We start from the raw sequence: 17,326 nt of genomic DNA, 5'->3' as shown, positions 1-17,326 counted from the left end.
GGCGTGGGGGCGTAGCGATGCGTGTGGCCCGTGGGGAGATGATCCTCGTCAGCGTCGAGATGAGCACGCTCGCCGCCGGCCGGATGTTCGGGGCCTGGCCGAGGCGGGGCCGGCCGGCGCTTGACGGGCTGCTGTAGTCAAGCTCCCCTCGCCTGGGCGAGGGGGATGGCATGCCAAGGTTGACGACCTCGGACAATTTCGTGGTGGCCCAGGGCGCCGCGCTCAGCTTCCGCAATGAGACCGGCATCGTGCTGGAGTCCGGCATCGGCGGGGTGCGCGACATCCTGCGGGTCGAGGGGACGGTCGAGGTCGCCTACGACGTGGCTGGCGCAGCCATCGGCGTCCTGGGCAAGGAACTGAGTGGCAGCCCCGAGGCGGTGGTGACCGTCGGCATGATGGGGACGATCAAGGTCGTGTCGACCTTCGCCGGCGAGGCGGGCGTCGCGGTCGGGTTCCAGGCTCTGGCCGCCGACTCGCCGGAGCTGCAGAACCGTGGCGTCATCGACGTGTCCGCCGTCGGGCGCGTGACAGGCGTGTCCGCCAGCGCGCAGGACGCGTGGCTGCTCACCAATTCGGGAACCATCCTAGCGTCGTCGTCGGCGGCGAACGCGTTCGGCGTGTCGCTGGGGACGGCCGGGACGCTTCTCAACACGGGGTCGATCACCGCGACCGGCAAGACCGGGGCGGTGGGGATTTCGATCACCTCGCTGCAGTCGGTGGGCTTCAACAACACCGGAATCATCATCGCGCGGGACGGCGGCGGAGATGCCAGCTCGGACGGGGTGCTCTGGCGCATCCAGGCCGCGCCGCAGGGCCAGCCGGCCTCGAACAGCTTCCGCAATGGCGGCCGGATCGAGGGTGACTACGCCCTGCGCGTGGTCGACGACGCGCCCGCCGGGCATCCGCCCGATCTGTACGCCAACACCGGCGTGCTGGTCGGAAAGGTCGACCTCGGCGCCGGAGCCTCGCGGCTGGAGAACATTGGCCGGATCGAGGGCGAAGTCACGCTGGGGGCCGGGGCCGACACCTATGTGGGCGCCGGCGGGACCGCTGTGGGCATGGTGGCGGGCGGAGACGGCGCCGACTCCCTGAGCGGCGGCGCCGGGTTCGACAACTTCCAGGGCAATACCGGCGCCGACACCGAAGCGGGCGGCGCGGGCGACGACTGGGTGGTGGGCGGCAAGGACAACGACAGCCTGTCCGGGGACGCCGGCGGCGACCTCGTCTACGGCAACATCGGGAACGACACCTGCGAGGGCGGCGACGGGAACGACATCGTGCGCGGCGGCCAGGACAACGACGTGATCTTCGGCGGCGCCGGGGACGACTACGTCTCGGGCGACAAGGGCGACGACACGGTCACCGGCGGGCTGGGCGCGGACCTGTTCCACACCTTCGGCGACGCGGGCGTCGACCGGGTGCTGGACTTCAGCCTCGCTCAGGGGGATCGGGTCCAGCTCGATCCAGGCACGCAGTACACGGTCGCCCAGTCGGGCGCCGACACGGTCATCAGCATGACCGGCGGGGGGCAGATGATCCTGGTCGGCGTCCAGATGAGCACGCTGACGGCCGGCTGGATCTTCGGGGCTTAGCCTGGGCCGGAGGGCATTTCGCGCAGGCGCTTGAGCGGGCCGGGGAGGCTGAACAGGGGGGCGAGGGCCAGGCCGGCGACGCCGACCCAGATCGCGCCGCGGACGCCAATGACCTCGCCCAGCAGGCCGCCCAGGATCGCGCCCAGCACGGCCAGCCCGCCGCTGACGGCCTTCAAGGTCGCGTTGACGCGGCCGAGGACGGCGGTGGCGGTGACCGTCTGCACCAGGCTGGTCCCCAAGATCAGGGTGGCCACCCCGAAGGCGTCGCCCAGGATCTGGGACACGACGAGGAACGTCATTCCCTTCGCCGGGTCCGACGGCGACAGCGGGATGATCGCGATCGCCAGGGCGACGAGCAGCTGGGCGCCCAGAAACGAGGGACCGACGCCCAGCCGCCGCGAGAGCCAGCCCGCCACGACGGCGCCGACCAGGGCGCCGACGCCCCCTGCCGCGATCGTCAGGCCGAGCAGGCCCGGCGTCAGGCCCACCACGCGCACGCAGAAGAGGATGTAGAGCGCGCCGAACATGCCCCCGGCGAGCGCCTGCATCCACGAGCTCAGGAACACCGGCCGCACCAGCGGGTGGCTGAGCGCCGTGCGGAAGCCCAGGCGCACGTCCTCAGTCCAATGGGCGGGGGGCTCCGGATGGGGTTCGGGCTCGACGTGGCGGATGCCGGCGAGGAAGACGGCCGAGACCAGGTAGGTCGCCGCATTGGCCGCTATGGCGATCGGCGCGGCCAGCACCTGGAACAGGGCGCCCGCCAGCGCCGGCCCGCCGATCTCGGCGACGGATTCGGTGGCGGACAGGCTGGCGTTGGCGCGGGTCAGCTCCTCACGCGCCACCAGGCTCGGGAGGTAGGCGTGGTCGGCGATCTCGAAGAGGACGCTGGCGGCGCCGACCAGGGCGGCGGCCACGTAGAGCTGGGGCAGGGTCAGCAGGTGGAGGAGGGCGGCGACCGGGATCGAGGCCAGGACCGCGGCGCGGGCCAGGTCGGCGGTCATCATCAACCCACGCCGCCTGTTGCGGTCGACAAAGCCGCCGGCGGCCAGGCCCACCAGCAGGGCCGGTCCATGCGACAGGGCCGCCAGCAGGCCGAGCTGTCCGGGCGAGGCGCCCAGGCTGAGGACCGCGGCGATGGGCAGGCCCTCACGGGTGATGCGGGCGCCGAAGGCCGAGACGCCCTGGGCGAGCCAGAGGCGGACGAAGTCGCGGTCGCGCCACAGCGCGCTTGCGGAGGACATGGGAGGAAACCGTGGGAAGCGGCGGCCATGCGGCCGGAGGCCCACGCGGGGCGTGGGGACTGGGGTGAGCCGATTTGAGGCCGCCGCGCGGGCTCACCGAGGCGCCTTCCTCGGGGAAGGCCGCCGCCAAGTCAAGCTTTGGAGAATTCCCGGCGGGCGTTGTCGATTCCGGTCCGTCGCGTTCGTTCAGGGCGCGGAAAACCGGCATGATGCCGCGTTGCGAACCGCAAGGACGCCCCATGGCCCGCTACATGTTCCTCATCCACCAGCCTGACGGCCCGGTCCCGCCGGAGGACTTCCTTGGACCGATCATGCGCGATGTGGGCGCCGTGAACGCCGAGATGCGGGCAGCCGGACTCTGGGTGTTCGGCGGCGGCCTGCACACGACGGATTCGGCCACGACCGTGCGGCTGCAGGACGGGGAGGTGCTGACCACCGACGGCCCATACCTGGAAGGCAAGGAGCACATCGGCGGGATCACCATCATCGAGGCGGCTGACCTCGACGAGGCGCTGATGTGGGCGCGCAAGCTCGCGAAGGCCATTACCATTCCGCTCGAGGTGCGGCCCATGTACCCGGATCCGCCGCGGGGGGCGCCGCCTGCCGCCTGACCCACCCACCGCCGACGACGTGGCGCGCGTGTTCCGTGAGGCGCACGGGCGCGCGGTCGCCATCCTGATCCGCCGACTGGGCGACGTGAGCCTGGCGGAGGAGGCGGTGCAGGACGCCTTTGCCGAGGCGCTGGCGCGCTGGCCCGAGGTGGGCCTGCCGCCGAGCCCGGCGGGATGGATCGTCACGACGGCGCGCAACCGCGCCATCGACCGCCTGCGCCGCGAGGCCTCGCGCGGCCGCCGCCATGCGGAGGCGGCGTTGTTGGACGCCCCCGAGGACCCGCCGGAGGCGGACGTGGAAGACGACCGCCTGCGCCTGATCTTCACCTGCTGCCACCCGGCGCTGGCCCTGCCGGCCCAGGTGGCGCTGACCCTGCGCCTGGTGGGCGGGCTGTCGACGCCGGAGATCGCAAGGGCCTTCCTGACGCCCGAGGCGACGATGGCGCAGCGGCTGGTGCGGGCGAAGGCCAAGATCCGCGACGCCCGCATCCCCTATCGCGTGCCCGAGGCCGCGGAGTTGCCTGAACGCCTCCGCGGGGTGCTCGCGGTGATCTACCTCGTGTTCAACGAGGGCTACGCCGCGAGCACAGGCGCCGAGCTCGTCCGCGACGACCTGTGCGAGGAGGCCGTGCGCCTGGGTCGCCTGCTGCGCCAACTCGCGCCGGAGGAGCCGGAGGTGCTGGGCCTACTTGCGCTGATGCTGCTCACCGCCTCGCGGCGCCGGGCGCGGACGGGGCCGCACGGCGAGCCCGTGCTGTTGGCCGAGCAGGACAGGACGCTGTGGGACGCGCGGCTGATCGCCGAGGGCCAGGCGCTGGTCCGCCGCTGCCTCGAGATCAATCGGCCGGGCCCCTATCAGCTCCAGGCCGCGATCGGCGCGGTGCACAGCGACGCGGCAAGCGCCGTCGAGACCGATTGGCGCCAGATCGTGGCGCTCTACGACCAGCTGATGGTCGTGGCGCCGACGCCGGTCGCCCGGCTGAACCGCGCCGTCGCCGTCGCGGAGGTCGAGGGCGCCGAGCGCGCCCTGGCCTTGGTCGAGGCGATCGACCTGCGCGGCTACCACCTGTTCCACGCCATCCGCGGCGAGCTGCTCCAACGGCTGGGCCGAACCCGCGAGGCCGGGGCGGCCTACGAGACGGCAATGGCGCTGACCGCGAACGCCGCAGAGCGCGCGCTCCTGGCCCGCAAGCTGGCGGCCTGCGCGGAGGGACGGGCCTAGGCTGGCCGCGGGACGGCGGCGCTGGCTATAGCAGCAGGCGCCACGCCTTGAAGGGGAATGCCGTGTCCGAACCGATCGTCGCCATCTCGGCCCGGATCCTCGTAGGGCTGGAGCCGATGCTGGCCCGGCAGGGCTTCGCCACCGCCATCGCCTGGGACATGCCCGACGCCGACAGGCCGCAGGTGCGGGCGCTGCTGCACGCCGGCGAGGCGACGCTGACACCGGAATTCCTCGCGGCCTTCCCCAACCTGGGCCTGATCGCGGTGATGACGGCCGGCTACGAGGGCGTGGACGTGGCGTGGTGCCGGGCGCACGGGATCGAGGTGACCTATGCCGGAGGGGTCAACGCCGACGACGTCGCCGACCACGCCATGGGCCTCCTGTTGGCCGGTGCGCGCGACATGCACGAGCACGACCGGGCGATCCGCGAGGGCCGCTGGCGGCTCGAGGACCGCCTGATCCCGCAACCCAGCCTGACCGGCCGCAAGCTGGGGATCGTCGGACTGGGCCACATCGGCGCGGCGATCGCGCGTCGGGCCGAGCCGTTCCGGATGACGGTGAGTTGGTGGGGGCCTCGGCCCAAGGCCGCGCCGTGGCCGATGGCTGAGAGCCTGCTGGCGCTGGCGCGGGACAGCGACATCCTGATGGTGGCCTGTCCAGGCGGACCCCAGACGCAGGGCCTGATCTCGGCCGAGGTGATCGACGCCGTCGGGCCGCAGGGGATGATCGTCAACGTCGCGCGGGGGTCCGTGGTCGACGAGGATGCGCTGATCGCCGCGCTGCGGGCCGGACGACTGCGCCGCGCCGCCCTCGACGTCTTCCAAGTCGAGCCGACGCCGGCCGCGCGGTGGGCCGATGTGCCCGGGACGCTCCTGACGCCGCACCGCGCCGGCGGCACGACGGAGGGGATCCCCAACATGCTGGGTCGCGCCGCGGAGAACATTCGCCTTTTCCTGGCCGGCCAGCCGGTGACTTCGCCGGCGCCCTGAGGGATCGACCTGCGCGGATTTTTCGCGCGTGAGTTGAATTTGACGCGAGTTCCCTCTGTGTTCCCGGCGCTGCAAAGTGACGCTCGGCGCCACTGGCCCCTTGCGCTTCTTACACATAAAGATATCTTTATGTCCGATGAGGCTGTCGGCGAAACAGACGGTGGATGTGCTGCGCGCGGCGGGAGAACCGACCCGCCTGCGTATCCTGGCGCTCCTGGAGCGCGAGGAGCTGGCGGTGCTGGAGCTTTGCCGGGTGCTGGACCAGAGTCAGCCGCGGGTGTCGCGCCACCTGAAACTGCTGGCCGAGGCGGGGCTGGTCGAACGCTTCCCCGACGGCGCGTGGGTGTTTTATCGCCTCACCGGCGCGGGTCACCAACACGAGGTGATCGGCGAGGTGCTGGCGCGGATCAATCCCGACGACCCCGTCCTGGCACGTGACCGCCGCAAGCTGGACGACGTCCAGGCCGAACGCGCCGATGCGGCGCAGGCCTATTTCGCCGAGCACGCCGAGCACTGGGACCAGATCCGCTCGCTCTATGTCTCGGACGCCCATGTCGAGGCCGAGATCGTGCGCGCCGCCGGGTCCGGCCGCTTCCGGAGGCTGGTCGACCTGGGGGCCGGGACCGGCCGCATGCTGACCTTGCTGGCGCCGCATGCCGACCAGGCCCTGGGCCTGGACCTGTCGCAGCAGATGCTGAACATCGCGCGGCGCAACGCGGTCGAGGCGGGGCTGGCGCATGTGGAGCTGCGCCACGGCGACATCTTCGACACCCGGCTGCCGGACGCCAGCGCCGACTTGGTAGTGGTCCACCAGGTGCTGCACTACCTGGGCGACCCGGCCGCCGCGGTGAAGGAGGCGGCGCGGATCGTGGCGCCGGACGGGCGGCTGATCATCGTCGACTTCGCCCCGCACAGGCACGAATTCCTGCGCGAGCAGCATCAGCACCGCCGGTTAGGATTTTCCGACGAAGAGATGAGCCGCTGGCTGGCGGAGGCCGACCTGCCCCAGGTGGCGCTGGAGGCGCTGCCGCCGACCCGTGACGACGGGCTGACCGTGAAGATCTGGGCCGCCCAGCGCGCGCCGACCGCCTTGAGGAGCGCCGCATGAGTCCCGCCCCGTCCAGCGCGCCGCAATCCACGGCGCTGGGTCCCGTCGCCCGCGCGGGCTCGGGCGGCCAGCCGAGGCCGCGCGTGTCGTTCGAATTCTCTCCGCCCAAGGGGCCGAAGAGCGAGGAGAGCCTGTGGGAGGCGATCCGCCGGCTCGAGCCGCTGAGCCCGGAGTTCGTGTCCGTGACCTATGGCGCGGGCGGCTCGACGCGCGAGCGCACCCACCGCACCGTCGTGCGCATCCTGAAGGAGACGTCGCTGAAGCCCGCGGCGCACCTGACCTGCGTGGAGGCCTCGCGCGGCGAAGTGGACGAGGTGATCCGCGACTACTGGGACGCCGGCATCCGCCACATCGTGGCGCTGCGCGGCGACCCGCCGGGCTCGCTGGGCGGGGCCTATACGCCTCGCGCCGACGGCTACCAGAACGCCACCGAGCTGACCGCCGGCATCAAGGCCATCGCGCCGTTCGAGGTGAGCGTCGGCGTCTATCCGCAGATCCACCCCGAAAGCCCGTCGGTGGAGCACGACATCGAGGTCCTGAAGGCCAAGGTGGACGCCGGGGCGACGCGGGCGATCAGCAACTTCTTCTTCGACATCGACGGCTACCTCCGCTTCGTCGAGCGCATCCGCAAGGCCGGCGTCGAGATCCCCATCCTGCCGGGCATCATGCCCGTCTCGAGCTTCGAGGGGCTGTCGAACATGGCGGGCCGCATCGGGGTCGAAATCCCGGCCTGGCTGGCCAACCACTTCGAGGGGCTGGACGCCGACCCCGAGACCCGCAAGCTGGTCGCGGCCTCGGTGGCCGCCGAGATGTGCGCGCGGCTGGCCGAGGAAGGCTTCGGCGACTTCCACTTCTACACGCTCAACCGCGCCGACCTGGTGTACGCGATCTGCCGCGTGCTGGGCGTGCGCGAGACCTCCCCCAGGACCGAACCCAAGGAAGCTGCGGCATGACCCGCCCCCTCTCCAGACAGGAGCGCATCGCGGCGCTGAAGGCGGCGGCCAAGACGCGCGTGCTCATCCTCGACGGCTCCTGGGGCGTGATGATCCAGAAGCGCGGCCTGGCCGAGGCGGATTACCGCGGCGAGGCCTTCAAGGACGCCCCCGGCCAGCTCAAGGGTAACAACGACCTGCTGTGCGTCACGCGGCCCGACATCATCGCCGACCTGCACGACCAATACTTCGCCGCGGGCGCGGACATCTCGGAGACCAACACCTTCTCGGCCACGACCATCGGCCAGGCCGAGTACGGCATGGAAGCCGCCGTGCGGGACATCAACCTGCAGGGCGCCCGCATCGCGCGCGAGGTGGCCGACCGCTGGACGGCCAAGGAACCGCACAAGCCGCGGTTCGTGGCGGGCTCCATCGGACCGCTGCCGGTGATGCTGTCGATGAGCTCGGACGTGAACGATCCGGGCGCGCGCAAGGTCACCTTCGACCAGGTCTACGACGCCTACCTGGAACAGGTCCGCGCCCTGCACGAGGGCGGGGTCGACCTGTTCCTGGTGGAGACGATCACCGACACGCTGAACTGCAAGGCGGCCATCAAGGCGATCCTGGACCTGCAGGACGAGGGCTACGAGCCGCTGCCGATCTGGATCTCGGGTACGATCACCGACCGGTCGGGCCGCACCCTGTCCGGCCAGACCGTCGAGGCGTTCTGGAACTCGGTGCGTCACGCCAAGCCGTTCGCCATCGGCCTGAATTGCGCCCTGGGCGCCGACCTGATGCGGCCGCACATCGCGGAACTGGCGCGGGTCGCCGACACGCTGGTTTCGGCCTATCCCAACGCCGGCCTGCCCAACGCCATGGGCGAGTATGACGAAACGCCCGACCAGACCGGCCACCAGCTGCACGAATGGGCCGAGCACGGCCTGGTCAACATCCTGGGCGGCTGCTGCGGCACGACGCCGGACCACATCCGGCATGTGGCGGACGCAGTGCGCGGGCTGAAGCCCCGGGCCGTGCCCGAGCGCCCGAAAGCCATGCGGCTGGCGGGCCTGGAGCCGTTCGAGCTCGTCTGATGCAAGCCCCCAATTGGTACGACGCGTGGTGTGAGGAAGCGTTCGCGGCCTTCACCGCCAAGCAACGGCATGTCGCCGAGACCTTCGGGCTCGAGACGTGGGAGCGTTACGACTACGACGCAAACGAGGGCGTGCTGAGGTTCTCGGACGCCAACGGCCCGCGAGTGATCTGCGACATCCAGGTGCTGGGCGCGACCGCCGACGGCGAGTGGCGCTGGGGCTGGGCGGCGATCCAGTGGCGCCAGGCCATGCTGGAGGACGTCGAGCGGGTCCGGGCGTTCGGCGTGGAGAACGGCGTCGAGGAACTGACGATTCCCGAACTGCGCAGCGACGATCTGGACGGTCTGGGCTGGATGCTGGCGGCGATCGCCGCTCGCGTCGTCGAGGCTCAGGGCGCATATCGCGTTCCCGCCGGCGCAGGCGGGCTCTACCTCATCCTGCGGTCCCTCAAGTTTGTGAGCTGATGCGTCCCACCTTCATCAACGTCGGCGAGCGGACCAACGTCACCGGCTCGGCCAAATTCCGCAAGCTGATCGCCGAGGGCGCCTATCCCGAGGCGCTGTCGGTCGCGCGCCAGCAAGTCGAGGCCGGGGCCGCGGTCATCGACATCAACATGGACGAGGGGCTGCTGGATTCGGTCGCCGCCATGCGGACCTATCTGAACCTGCTCGCCGCCGAGCCGGACATCGCGCGGGTGCCGGTGATGATCGACTCCTCGAAGTGGGAGGTGATCGAGGCGGGCCTCAAGTGCGTCCAGGGCAAGGCGATAGTGAATTCGATCTCCATGAAGGAGGGCGAGGCCAAGTTCCTGGAGCAGGCCAAGGCCTGCCTGCGCTACGGCGCGGCCGTAGTGGTCATGGCCTTCGACGAGGTGGGCCAGGCCGACACGGCCGACCGCAAGGTCGAGATCTGCAAGCGCGCCTACGACATCCTGGTGGACCAGGTGGGCTTTCCGCCCGAGGACATCATCTTCGACCCCAACATCTTCGCCATCGCCACCGGGATCGAGGAGCACGACAACTACGCCGTCGACTTCATCGAGGCGACGCGGCGGATCAAGCAAGTCTGTCCCCATGCCCGCATCTCGGGCGGCGTCTCGAACGTCAGCTTCTCGTTCCGCGGCAACGAGCCGGTGCGCCGCGCGATCCACTCGGTGTTCCTGTACCACGCGATCGCGGCGGGCATGGACATGGGCATCGTCAACGCCGGCGACCTGCCCGTCTACGACGACATCGAGCCCGAACTGCGCGAGCTGGTCGAGGACGTGATCCTGAACCGCCCGGCCAAGCCCGGCGCGCCCTCCAACACCGAGCGGCTGGTCGATCTGGCGCCCAAGTACAAGGGCCAGAAGGGCGAGGCCAAGGTGGTGAACCTGGCCTGGCGCGACCAGCCGGTCGCCGCGCGCCTGAGCCACGCCCTTGTCCACGGCATCACCGATTTCATCGAGGCCGACACCGAGGAGGCGCGCAGCCTGGCCGAGCGCCCGCTGCACGTCATCGAAGGCCCGCTGATGGACGGGATGAACGTGGTCGGCGACCTGTTCGGCGCGGGCAAGATGTTCCTGCCCCAGGTGGTGAAGTCGGCCCGGGTGATGAAGCAGGCCGTGGCCTACCTGATGCCCTTCATGGAAGCCGAGAAGGACGGCGCGGAGCGCCAGAGCGCCGGCAAGGTGCTGATGGCCACCGTGAAGGGCGACGTCCACGACATCGGCAAGAACATCGTGGGCGTGGTCCTGCAGTGCAACAACTACGAGGTCATCGACCTGGGCGTGATGGTCCCGGCCGACCGCATCCTCGACGAGGCCGAGAAGAACGGCGTCGACATCGTGGGCCTGTCGGGCCTGATCACGCCCAGCCTGGACGAAATGGTGTTCGTGGCCTCGGAAATGGAGCGGCGCGGCATGAAGATGCCGCTGCTGATCGGGGGGGCGACCACATCCAAGACCCACACGGCGGTGAAGATCTCGCAGCGCTATCCGTCGGGCTCGACCACCTATGTGCTCGACGCCAGTCGGGCGGTGGGCGTGGTCTCGAACCTGCTGTCGCCGACCGAGAAGCCCAAGTTCCTGGCGGCCACCGAGGCCGATTACGTCAAGGTGCGCGAGCAGTTCGCGCGCGGCCAGGGCGCCCGGGCGCGCGCCACCCTGCAGGAGGCGCGCGACAATGCCTTCACGCCGGACTGGACCACCTATGACCCGCCGAAGCCCAGCTTCCTGGGCACGCGCACCTTCGCGCCCTACGACCTGCCCGAGCTGCGCCGGCACATCGACTGGACGCCGTTCTTCGCCAGCTGGGAGCTGATCGGCCGCTATCCGGCGATCCTGGAGGACGACGTGGTGGGCAAGGCCGCCACCGATCTGTTCGCCGACGCTCAGCGGATGCTGGACCGGATCATCCAGGAGGGTCTGCTGGAGGCGCGCGGCGTGGTGGGCTTCTGGCCTGCCAACACCGACGGCGACGACGTGGTGGTCTATGCGGATGAGGACCGCGCGACCGAGCTCGCCCGGCTGCACACCCTGCGCCAGCAGATGATCAAGACCGGCGAGGGCCAGTTCAACGTCGCCATGGCCGACTTCATCGCCCCGGTGGGCACGAAGCCGGACTACATCGGCGGCTTCGCGGTGACCGCCGGACACGGCGAGCTGGAACTGGCCAAACAGTTCAAGGACGCCGGCGACGACTATTCGGCGATCCTGGCCACCGCCCTGGCCGACCGGCTGGCCGAGGCCTTCGCCGAGGCGCTGCACCGCAAGGTGCGCACCGAGCTCTGGGGCTACGCGCCGGACGAGCCGTTCGACATCGACCACCTGATCGCCGAGCAGTACCGCGGCATCCGCCCGGCGCCGGGCTACCCGATGCAGCCCGATCACACCGAGAAGGCGACGCTGTTCCAACTCCTGAGCGCCACGGACGCGGCCGGCATCGTGCTGACCGAGAGCTACGCCATGACCCCGCCGGCGGCGGTTTCGGGCCTCTACTTCGCCCATCCCGAGGCCCACTACTTCGGCGTCGGCCGCATTGAGCGCGACCAGGTCGAGGACTATGCGCGGCGGAAGGGCTGGGACGTCCGCACGGCCGAGCGGTGGCTGGCCCCGATCCTGAACTACGAGGGAGCGTAGGCGGCGTCGTAGACGCCGTGCGTCGGCGGGCGTCAACGCGCGCCGTCGCCCAGCCGAACCCCGGCTCGGACCGGCTTGAGGCATGGAAGCAAGCGTCTGGGACGGCGCGGCGCGCCACCGCGGCCTAAGGTCGTGAAGGCGCCGCGCCGGGAGTTCCGCCCGCGGCCGAGTTGCGGGGAAGACGATGCTGCGAGCGAATACGGGCCTGGCGTTGGTTTGCGCCTTCGCGCTCACCGCCGGGACAGCCGAGGCCAAGGTGATGTCGGCGACCTTCGTGGGCGAGTTGAGCGGCTATGACGCGATCGGGTTCTTGGGCGATCGCACGTTCTATGACGCCCAGCCGTTCGTGGCCCAGCTCACCTATGACACCGCGCTGGGTTACCGGACCGACTTCAACGGGACGGGCGAGTTCCTGGGTGGCGGCCAGGGCGGGGGCTACGACAGCCCCATCCTGAGCGCCATCTTGACGGTCGGGGGGCAGGCCACCGACCTGACCCACACCTTCAACAGCACGGCCGAGACTTACGGACCCAACTATGTCCACGAGTTCGCCGACCGCTATCCCGGCCAGGTGGAATTCAATGTGACCGACGTGCAGTCGGCCGTTCCCCTGCCCAGCTTCTTCAACTTCTGGATCGGCGGCTTCGGTGCGGCGCAGGCCAGTCTCGAGACGCCGTGGTCGGGGCCGCTGACGGGGGGCTATGGGGCGTTGGAGGGTGGGTTCGCGCAAGCCGGGTCGCCCGCCCTTTTCGCGTTCAGCCTTACGCCGTCTTCCGTGCGGTTCGAGGCCGTGAGCGCGAGCCCGACGCCCGAGCCCGGCGTCTGGGGTCTGATGCTGCTGGGCTTCGGGGCGGTGGGCGCGGCGCTGCGCCGGCGGTCCCCGCGGCCGACCCGCCGCGCGCAGGCACTTGAGCCGGCCTCGCGCCAGGGCGCCGTCTCGGCCCTTCGCCGCCCAATCTTCGCCGCCGCGTCCGTGACGGCTGCGTCGCTGCTCGCCGGTTCGGCCCAGGCCGCCACGATCGTTCAGAGCCAGGCGTTCAGCATCTTCCACGTCGTGAACCACACTGCGTCGGGCGCCGGCATCGAGCTTCCCGACGAGCCATTCGGCGGGGTCGAACGGCAAACCCTGCTGTTCCAGGCCTTCGACACCGCGCTGGGCTCGCTGCGCGGCGTGCGCCTCGACCTGAATTCGCAGCTCACGCTGTCCTACGGGGTGTTCATCAACCCGGTCGGGTCAGTGTGGATCGAAGGGAGCATGGTCGACGACGTCCTGGCCGCCGGCCATGCGATGGGCAGGCTCAGCCGAGACGTGTTCATCTCATGCGGCACGGTGGGCGCCGCCGGGTGCCTCCTCACCGAGACGAAGTCGGCGGACTTCGATCTCGCCGGGGCTTCGGCGCCCCTCGCCCCATTCCTCCAGGGTGGTCCCGTGCCCGTCGAACTGGCGTCCAACCTCAATCTGACGCTGGTGCTCAGCCGACTGTTTGGCGACGCGCGCGCCACGACCACTCAAAGCTGGGCCGGCGAAGTGCAACTCAGCTACGACTACGATCCGACGCCGTTGGCGGTCCCCGTGCCCGAGCCGGAGACCTGGGCGCTGGCGGTGCTGGGCTTTGGCCTGGCGGGCGCGGCCATGCGGTCGCAACGCCAGGCCTGGAGCCCGATCGCTCGCGGCTGAGCGCTTGATACGGCTCCTGGCCGGCGCGGGCAGGCTTGCGCGCCGCTGAGCCGGCAGGTCTGATGGGCGAAGGCATGCATCAGTTCGTCTTCGACACGAAGGACATCCCCGGGCCGGACCGGTTCAGGCTGTGGAGCTCGGGACTGAGCGATTTCGAGGTGTCGCCGCGCGATCCTGAGGCGGCCTTCGAGGCGGTGTCGAAGGTGACCGGCCTCGGACCTCTGCCGATCAGCGAATCGCGGCTTCCGCCGCTGCACTTCCGCCGCAGCATCGAGATGATCCGCGCCCGGCGCAGCGACTACTGGAACTTGAACCTGATGCTCGAGGGCGTGCTGCATCTCGACGCCGACGGCCGCAGATTCGAGGTGCAACCGGGGACGCCGGTGCTTCTCGATCTCGCCCGGCCCATCGAGATCATGACCGGGCCGGTACGCTCCATCGTGGTGGTGCTTCCGAGAAACCTGCTGGGCGCCGGACGTCGTGGCGGTGTGCACGGCCCGCTGCCACCGACCGCCCAGAGCCGGCTGCTTGCGACCTATCTCACCTCGCTCTGCGAGGCGTTGCCGGAGCTTCCCGACGCCGCCGCGCTTCCCGCCGCGCGGGCGCTATGCGAGCTCGTGGCCGCTTGCCTGCCCGCCTCCGCCAGGCCGCGGCCGACGGTGCTGCGGACCGAGGATCTGCGCCGCCGGGTGATGGACCACATCGACGCCCATCTCTCGGAGCCTCTCACGACGGAGCGGGTCTGCGCGGCGCTGGGGGTCTCGCGGTCGGCGCTCTATCGCGCGCTGACGGGGGACGGCGGGGTGACCGAACTGGTCCGGCGCCTCCGGCTGGAGGCCGCGCACCGGATGCTGAGCGACCGCACCGACGGCCGGACCGTCCAGCAGATCGCCCATGCCGCCGGCTTCTCGGACGAGGCTCGGTTCAGCCGCCAGTTCCACGCCGCCTTCGGCTACACCGCCGGCGAACTGCAGCGGACGGGCGCCATACCCTCCGCGCTTCCATCCGGATCGGTCGACCTTCCCAAGACCTACAGTCGCGCGGTGAACCGGGTGGCCTACGGCCCGGACGAGGTTTGAGACCTAGGCGTCGCGGTCCGACCGGCCTCTACGTCTCGGCGGCGATCGTGCGGAGCGCGCGTTCGAAGGCGTCGGCGGGCTGGCCCCCGGAGATCAGATATTTCTCGTTGATGATCACGGCCGGCACCGAGCTGATGCCGGCCTCGTACCATTGGCGCTCCAGGGAGCGGATGTGATCGGCGAAGCGGCCCGAGGCCAGCACCTCGCGCGCCTTCACGGGATCGAGGCCCGCGCGTTCCGCGGCGGCGACCAGAACCTCGTGGTCGGAGGGGGCCTCGCCTCGGGTGAAATAGGCCTCGAACAGAGCTTTCTTGAGGGGCAGCTGGCGGCCCTCCAGGCCCGCCCAATGGAGCAGGCGGTGGGCGTCGAAGGTGTTGTAGATCCGGCTGTCGGGGCCGGTGGCGATGGTGAAGCCCACCTCGGCGGCGCGGGCGCGGATCTGCTCGCGGTTCGCTGCCGACTGCTCCGGCGTCGCGCCGTACTTCTGGCGGACGTGCTCGCCGATGTTCTGCCCCTCAGGCGGCATATCGGGATTGAGCTCGAAGGGCTGGAAGGTGATCTGCGCCTCGACCAGGTCGCCGACCCGCGCCAGGGCTTCCTCAAGCCCGCCCAGGCCGATGATGCACCAGGGGCAGGACACGTCCGAGACGAAGTCGATCTTCATGGGCTTGGTCATGCGGTCGGCTCCGTGGCGAACGAGATCTCAGGGGTCCGCGTAGAGATAGCGGTCCGCCGCGGAATTCCAATCCGGCTGTCGCCCATGATGGGGCAGTGGTGTTGGCGTCCTGCCTTCCGGATGGCTAGGCTGCTCGACAGCAGGGGGACGTCCATGAACAGGTTCCGGAAGATCGCGCTCGCCTTCGCGGTGGCCCTCGGCGCGGGCGGCGCCGCAGTGGCGCAGGTTCCGACCCCGTCGCCCGCAGACCCTGGACCGCCGCTCAGCGGCTATCCCCGCAGCGCCCTTCGCGCGCCGACCCCCGCGGAACTGAAGACCGCCACCTATGTCCGCGACGTGATCTACGGGCATCGCGACGGCATGGCGCTCACGTACGACGTCTTCAAGCCGGTGAAGAAGGCCAATGGCGCGCTGGTGGTCAACATGGTGTCCGCCGGCTGGCGGTCGTCGTGGGCGCCGCCCGAGGAACGCCCGGCCCGCTATCAGGCGCTGATCGACAAGGGCTTCACGGTGGTCGCGCTCTACCATTCCTCGGCGCCGCGCTTCCAGGTTCCGGACGCGGTGACCGACGTGCGGCTCGGAATGCGCCACATCAAGCTGCACGCCGCCGACTACGGCGCCGACCCGAAGCGGATCGGCGTTTGGGGCGCCAGCGCCGGGGGCCATCTGGCGCTCGTCGCCGGCATGATGGCCGACGACGGGGACCCGGCCGCCGCCAACCCGCTGGAGCGTTCAGGCAACCGCGTCGCGGCCGTGGTGGCCTACTTCCCGCCCACCGACCTGGCCGTCCTGCTGCAGGGCCGCCCCAAGGCCGGCCCCGTTGCGTTCGACGACAGGCTCTTTGCCTCGGTCTCGCCCATCCACAGCGTGGATGCGCACGATCCGCCGACCCTGATGCTGCACGGCGACGCCGACAGAGGCGTGCCGCCCGCGCAGTCCGAAGCCATGCATGCCGCGCTGGACAAGGTCGGGGTTGAAAACAAGCTCACGATGTTCGCGGGCGCCGACCATGACTTCTACGTCAAGGGCGACCCGGCCAAGACCGACGCCTACGCCACGGAGGCCATGCAGGCGATGGTCAGCTGGTTCCAAAGCCACCTCGGGAAGTAGCCCGCGCGGCTTACAAATGGCCGATGGGAGCAACCTCGGACGGCGGGGCGGGTTCAATGTCCCAGCCAGCGAGGAGAATGCGATGTCCCTCTCGAAGATGGTCGGGCTTCATCCCGACGTGAAGGGCGAGGTGAACGAGGACCTCGTCACCGCCGCGCGCCACGCGATGCTCTGTTCGCTGTTCTGCACGTCATGCGCCGACGCCTGCGTGGCCGAGCCGATGGACATGCGCGACTGCATCCGCCGGTGCCTGGACTGCGCCGACGTGTGCGCCGCGACGGCCCGGCTGGCGGTCCGGCGCAGCAGCCAGGACATCGAGATGCTGCGGGTGCAAATCGAGGCGTGCATCCGCGCTTGCGAAATCTGCGCCGAGGAATGCCGCAAGCACGATCACGAACACTGCCAGCTTTGCGCGACGATGTGCGAAGAGTGCGCGGGCGACTGCCGCAAGGCTCTGCCGACCGTCCGCTGACGGCCCGCCGGCGTTCAGCCCGCTATCTTGGGCTTCTTCGGCGGCTTCGGCTTGGGGGTGGGGAGTTCGGCCGCGGTGGCGCGGGCCAGATCGCGAAGCCCGTCGCGATCGTCCCAGCGGTCGGCGTCGATCAGCAGATAGGGCTTGGCGCCTGGATAGGGAGCGGCCTCGGCGGCGTCCGGAGCCAGGGCGCGGCCCGCGGCCGTCGGCTTGATGAAGAGCTGCTCGTCGGCGACGATCGCGAACATCTTGCCGTCGCAGTAGACGCCGTATTCGCCGAACATCGGCTTGGCCGTCACGACCCCGGCCTCGGCCATCTGGTCGACAAGGTAGTCAACGGTCTTGCGATCGGTCGCCATGGCGCATTGTGACCGTTGCGGGGGCGGCTGACGAGGCGGTTTTCGCAG

Annotated in this window: 16 protein-coding genes; 13 read left to right on the top strand and 3 right to left on the bottom strand. The window is 70.4% G+C overall.

The window, feature by feature from the left end; all coding sequences use genetic code 11:
• Positions 1 to 170 precede the first annotated feature (170 nt).
• Entirely contained in the window at positions 171 to 1,592 is a 1,422-nt protein-coding gene (locus ACODSY_RS18240) for a calcium-binding protein (protein ID WP_488953262.1), read from the top strand.
• Here ACODSY_RS18240 and ACODSY_RS18235 read toward each other — a convergent pair.
• On the bottom strand, positions 1,589 to 2,833 hold the full coding sequence (locus ACODSY_RS18235; protein ID WP_488953260.1) for an MFS transporter: 1,245 nt from the start codon (positions 2,831 to 2,833) through the stop codon (positions 1,589 to 1,591). The genes ACODSY_RS18240 and ACODSY_RS18235 overlap by 4 nt on opposite strands.
• A 239-nt stretch (positions 2,834 to 3,072) precedes the next feature.
• Here ACODSY_RS18235 and ACODSY_RS18230 point away from each other — a divergent pair, with 239 nt between their 5' ends.
• From ACODSY_RS18230 to ACODSY_RS18185, 10 genes are all read left to right on the top strand, one after another.
• Positions 3,073 to 3,444 (top strand): YciI family protein, encoded by a 372-nt coding sequence (locus ACODSY_RS18230; RefSeq protein ID WP_488953258.1) that lies wholly within the window; start codon positions 3,073 to 3,075, stop codon positions 3,442 to 3,444.
• Between the two features lie 19 nt (positions 3,445 to 3,463).
• Complete coding sequence (locus ACODSY_RS18225; RefSeq protein ID WP_488953256.1) at positions 3,464 to 4,666, top strand: RNA polymerase sigma factor; 1,203 nt, start codon at positions 3,464 to 3,466, stop codon at positions 4,664 to 4,666.
• A gap of 62 nt (positions 4,667 to 4,728) precedes the next feature.
• The gene (locus ACODSY_RS18220) at positions 4,729 to 5,655 is read left to right on the top strand and encodes a 2-hydroxyacid dehydrogenase (protein WP_488953254.1); all 927 of its coding nucleotides are present in this window, start codon (positions 4,729 to 4,731) and stop codon (positions 5,653 to 5,655) included.
• 136 nt (positions 5,656 to 5,791) lie between these two features.
• Positions 5,792 to 6,763 (top strand): ArsR/SmtB family transcription factor, encoded by a 972-nt coding sequence (locus ACODSY_RS18215; RefSeq protein WP_488953253.1) that lies wholly within the window; start codon positions 5,792 to 5,794, stop codon positions 6,761 to 6,763.
• A complete protein-coding gene (gene metF, locus ACODSY_RS18210) occupies positions 6,760 to 7,716 on the top strand; it encodes a methylenetetrahydrofolate reductase [NAD(P)H] (RefSeq protein ID WP_488953252.1) in 957 nt (318 codons plus the stop codon). The genes ACODSY_RS18215 and metF overlap by 4 nt, the downstream gene beginning before the upstream one ends.
• Positions 7,713 to 8,786, top strand: a complete 1,074-nt coding sequence (locus tag ACODSY_RS18205) for a homocysteine S-methyltransferase family protein (RefSeq protein WP_488953251.1) — start codon at positions 7,713 to 7,715, stop codon at positions 8,784 to 8,786. The genes metF and ACODSY_RS18205 overlap by 4 nt, the downstream gene beginning before the upstream one ends.
• Positions 8,786 to 9,250 carry a DUF6882 domain-containing protein gene (locus ACODSY_RS18200; RefSeq protein ID WP_488953249.1) on the top strand — a complete coding sequence of 155 codons (465 nt, stop codon included), beginning with the start codon at positions 8,786 to 8,788 and terminating at the stop codon, positions 9,248 to 9,250. Before ACODSY_RS18205 ends, ACODSY_RS18200 begins: the two co-directional genes overlap by 1 nt.
• The gene (metH, locus tag ACODSY_RS18195) at positions 9,250 to 11,904 is read left to right on the top strand and encodes a methionine synthase (RefSeq protein ID WP_488953247.1); all 2,655 of its coding nucleotides are present in this window, start codon (positions 9,250 to 9,252) and stop codon (positions 11,902 to 11,904) included. Before ACODSY_RS18200 ends, metH begins: the two co-directional genes overlap by 1 nt.
• Before the next feature lie 184 nt (positions 11,905 to 12,088).
• The gene (locus ACODSY_RS18190) at positions 12,089 to 13,582 is read left to right on the top strand and encodes a PEPxxWA-CTERM sorting domain-containing protein (RefSeq protein WP_488953245.1); all 1,494 of its coding nucleotides are present in this window, start codon (positions 12,089 to 12,091) and stop codon (positions 13,580 to 13,582) included.
• A gap of 74 nt (positions 13,583 to 13,656) precedes the next feature.
• Positions 13,657 to 14,661 (top strand): AraC family transcriptional regulator, encoded by a 1,005-nt coding sequence (locus tag ACODSY_RS18185; RefSeq protein WP_488953244.1) that lies wholly within the window; start codon positions 13,657 to 13,659, stop codon positions 14,659 to 14,661.
• Between the two features lie 28 nt (positions 14,662 to 14,689).
• On the opposite strand, the gene ACODSY_RS18180 is transcribed toward ACODSY_RS18185, so the two are convergent.
• Positions 14,690 to 15,337: a DsbA family oxidoreductase gene (locus tag ACODSY_RS18180; protein WP_488953242.1), complete on the bottom strand. Its 648-nt coding sequence runs from the start codon at positions 15,335 to 15,337 to the stop codon at positions 14,690 to 14,692.
• Positions 15,338 to 15,490: 153 nt separating this feature from the next.
• Here ACODSY_RS18180 and ACODSY_RS18175 point away from each other — a divergent pair, with 153 nt between their 5' ends.
• Positions 15,491 to 16,447 carry a prolyl oligopeptidase family serine peptidase gene (locus tag ACODSY_RS18175; RefSeq protein WP_488953240.1) on the top strand — a complete coding sequence of 319 codons (957 nt, stop codon included), beginning with the start codon at positions 15,491 to 15,493 and terminating at the stop codon, positions 16,445 to 16,447.
• Positions 16,448 to 16,529: 82 nt separating this feature from the next.
• Positions 16,530 to 16,919 (top strand): four-helix bundle copper-binding protein, encoded by a 390-nt coding sequence (locus ACODSY_RS18170; protein WP_488953238.1) that lies wholly within the window; start codon positions 16,530 to 16,532, stop codon positions 16,917 to 16,919.
• Positions 16,920 to 16,933: 14 nt separating this feature from the next.
• Here the strand turns inward: ACODSY_RS18170 and ACODSY_RS18165 are convergent, their stop codons facing one another.
• A complete protein-coding gene (locus tag ACODSY_RS18165; protein WP_488953236.1) occupies positions 16,934 to 17,278 on the bottom strand; it encodes a TfoX/Sxy family protein in 345 nt (114 codons plus the stop codon).
• Between the last annotated feature and the right edge of the window lie 48 nt (positions 17,279 to 17,326).

The organism is Phenylobacterium sp. FG114, assembly GCF_057809855.1.
Note: the sequence above shows the minus strand (reverse complement) of the source record. Positions and strands in the feature narration are given on the sequence as shown.

Bases quoted from the DNA above. Each gene is read 5' to 3' on its own strand.
- ACODSY_RS18185 (WP_488953244.1), top strand. From the start codon at position 13,657: ATGCATCAGTTCGTCTTCGACACGAAGGACATCCCCGGGCCGGACCGG.
- ACODSY_RS18205 (WP_488953251.1), top strand. From the start codon at position 7,713: ATGACCCGCCCCCTCTCCAGACAGGAGCGCATCGCGGCGCTGAAGGCG.
- ACODSY_RS18180 (WP_488953242.1), bottom strand. From the start codon at position 15,337: ATGACCAAGCCCATGAAGATCGACTTCGTCTCGGACGTGTCCTGCCCC.
- metH (WP_488953247.1), top strand. From the start codon at position 9,250: ATGCGTCCCACCTTCATCAACGTCGGCGAGCGGACCAACGTCACCGGC.
- ACODSY_RS18235 (WP_488953260.1), bottom strand. From the start codon at position 2,833: ATGTCCTCCGCAAGCGCGCTGTGGCGCGACCGCGACTTCGTCCGCCTC.
- ACODSY_RS18190 (WP_488953245.1), top strand. From the start codon at position 12,089: ATGCTGCGAGCGAATACGGGCCTGGCGTTGGTTTGCGCCTTCGCGCTC.
- metF (WP_488953252.1), top strand. From the start codon at position 6,760: ATGAGTCCCGCCCCGTCCAGCGCGCCGCAATCCACGGCGCTGGGTCCC.
- ACODSY_RS18240 (WP_488953262.1), top strand. From the start codon at position 171: ATGCCAAGGTTGACGACCTCGGACAATTTCGTGGTGGCCCAGGGCGCC.
- ACODSY_RS18230 (WP_488953258.1), top strand. From the start codon at position 3,073: ATGGCCCGCTACATGTTCCTCATCCACCAGCCTGACGGCCCGGTCCCG.
- ACODSY_RS18200 (WP_488953249.1), top strand. From the start codon at position 8,786: ATGCAAGCCCCCAATTGGTACGACGCGTGGTGTGAGGAAGCGTTCGCG.
- ACODSY_RS18215 (WP_488953253.1), top strand. From the start codon at position 5,792: ATGAGGCTGTCGGCGAAACAGACGGTGGATGTGCTGCGCGCGGCGGGA.
- ACODSY_RS18175 (WP_488953240.1), top strand. From the start codon at position 15,491: ATGAACAGGTTCCGGAAGATCGCGCTCGCCTTCGCGGTGGCCCTCGGC.
- ACODSY_RS18170 (WP_488953238.1), top strand. From the start codon at position 16,530: ATGTCCCTCTCGAAGATGGTCGGGCTTCATCCCGACGTGAAGGGCGAG.
- ACODSY_RS18165 (WP_488953236.1), bottom strand. From the start codon at position 17,278: ATGGCGACCGATCGCAAGACCGTTGACTACCTTGTCGACCAGATGGCC.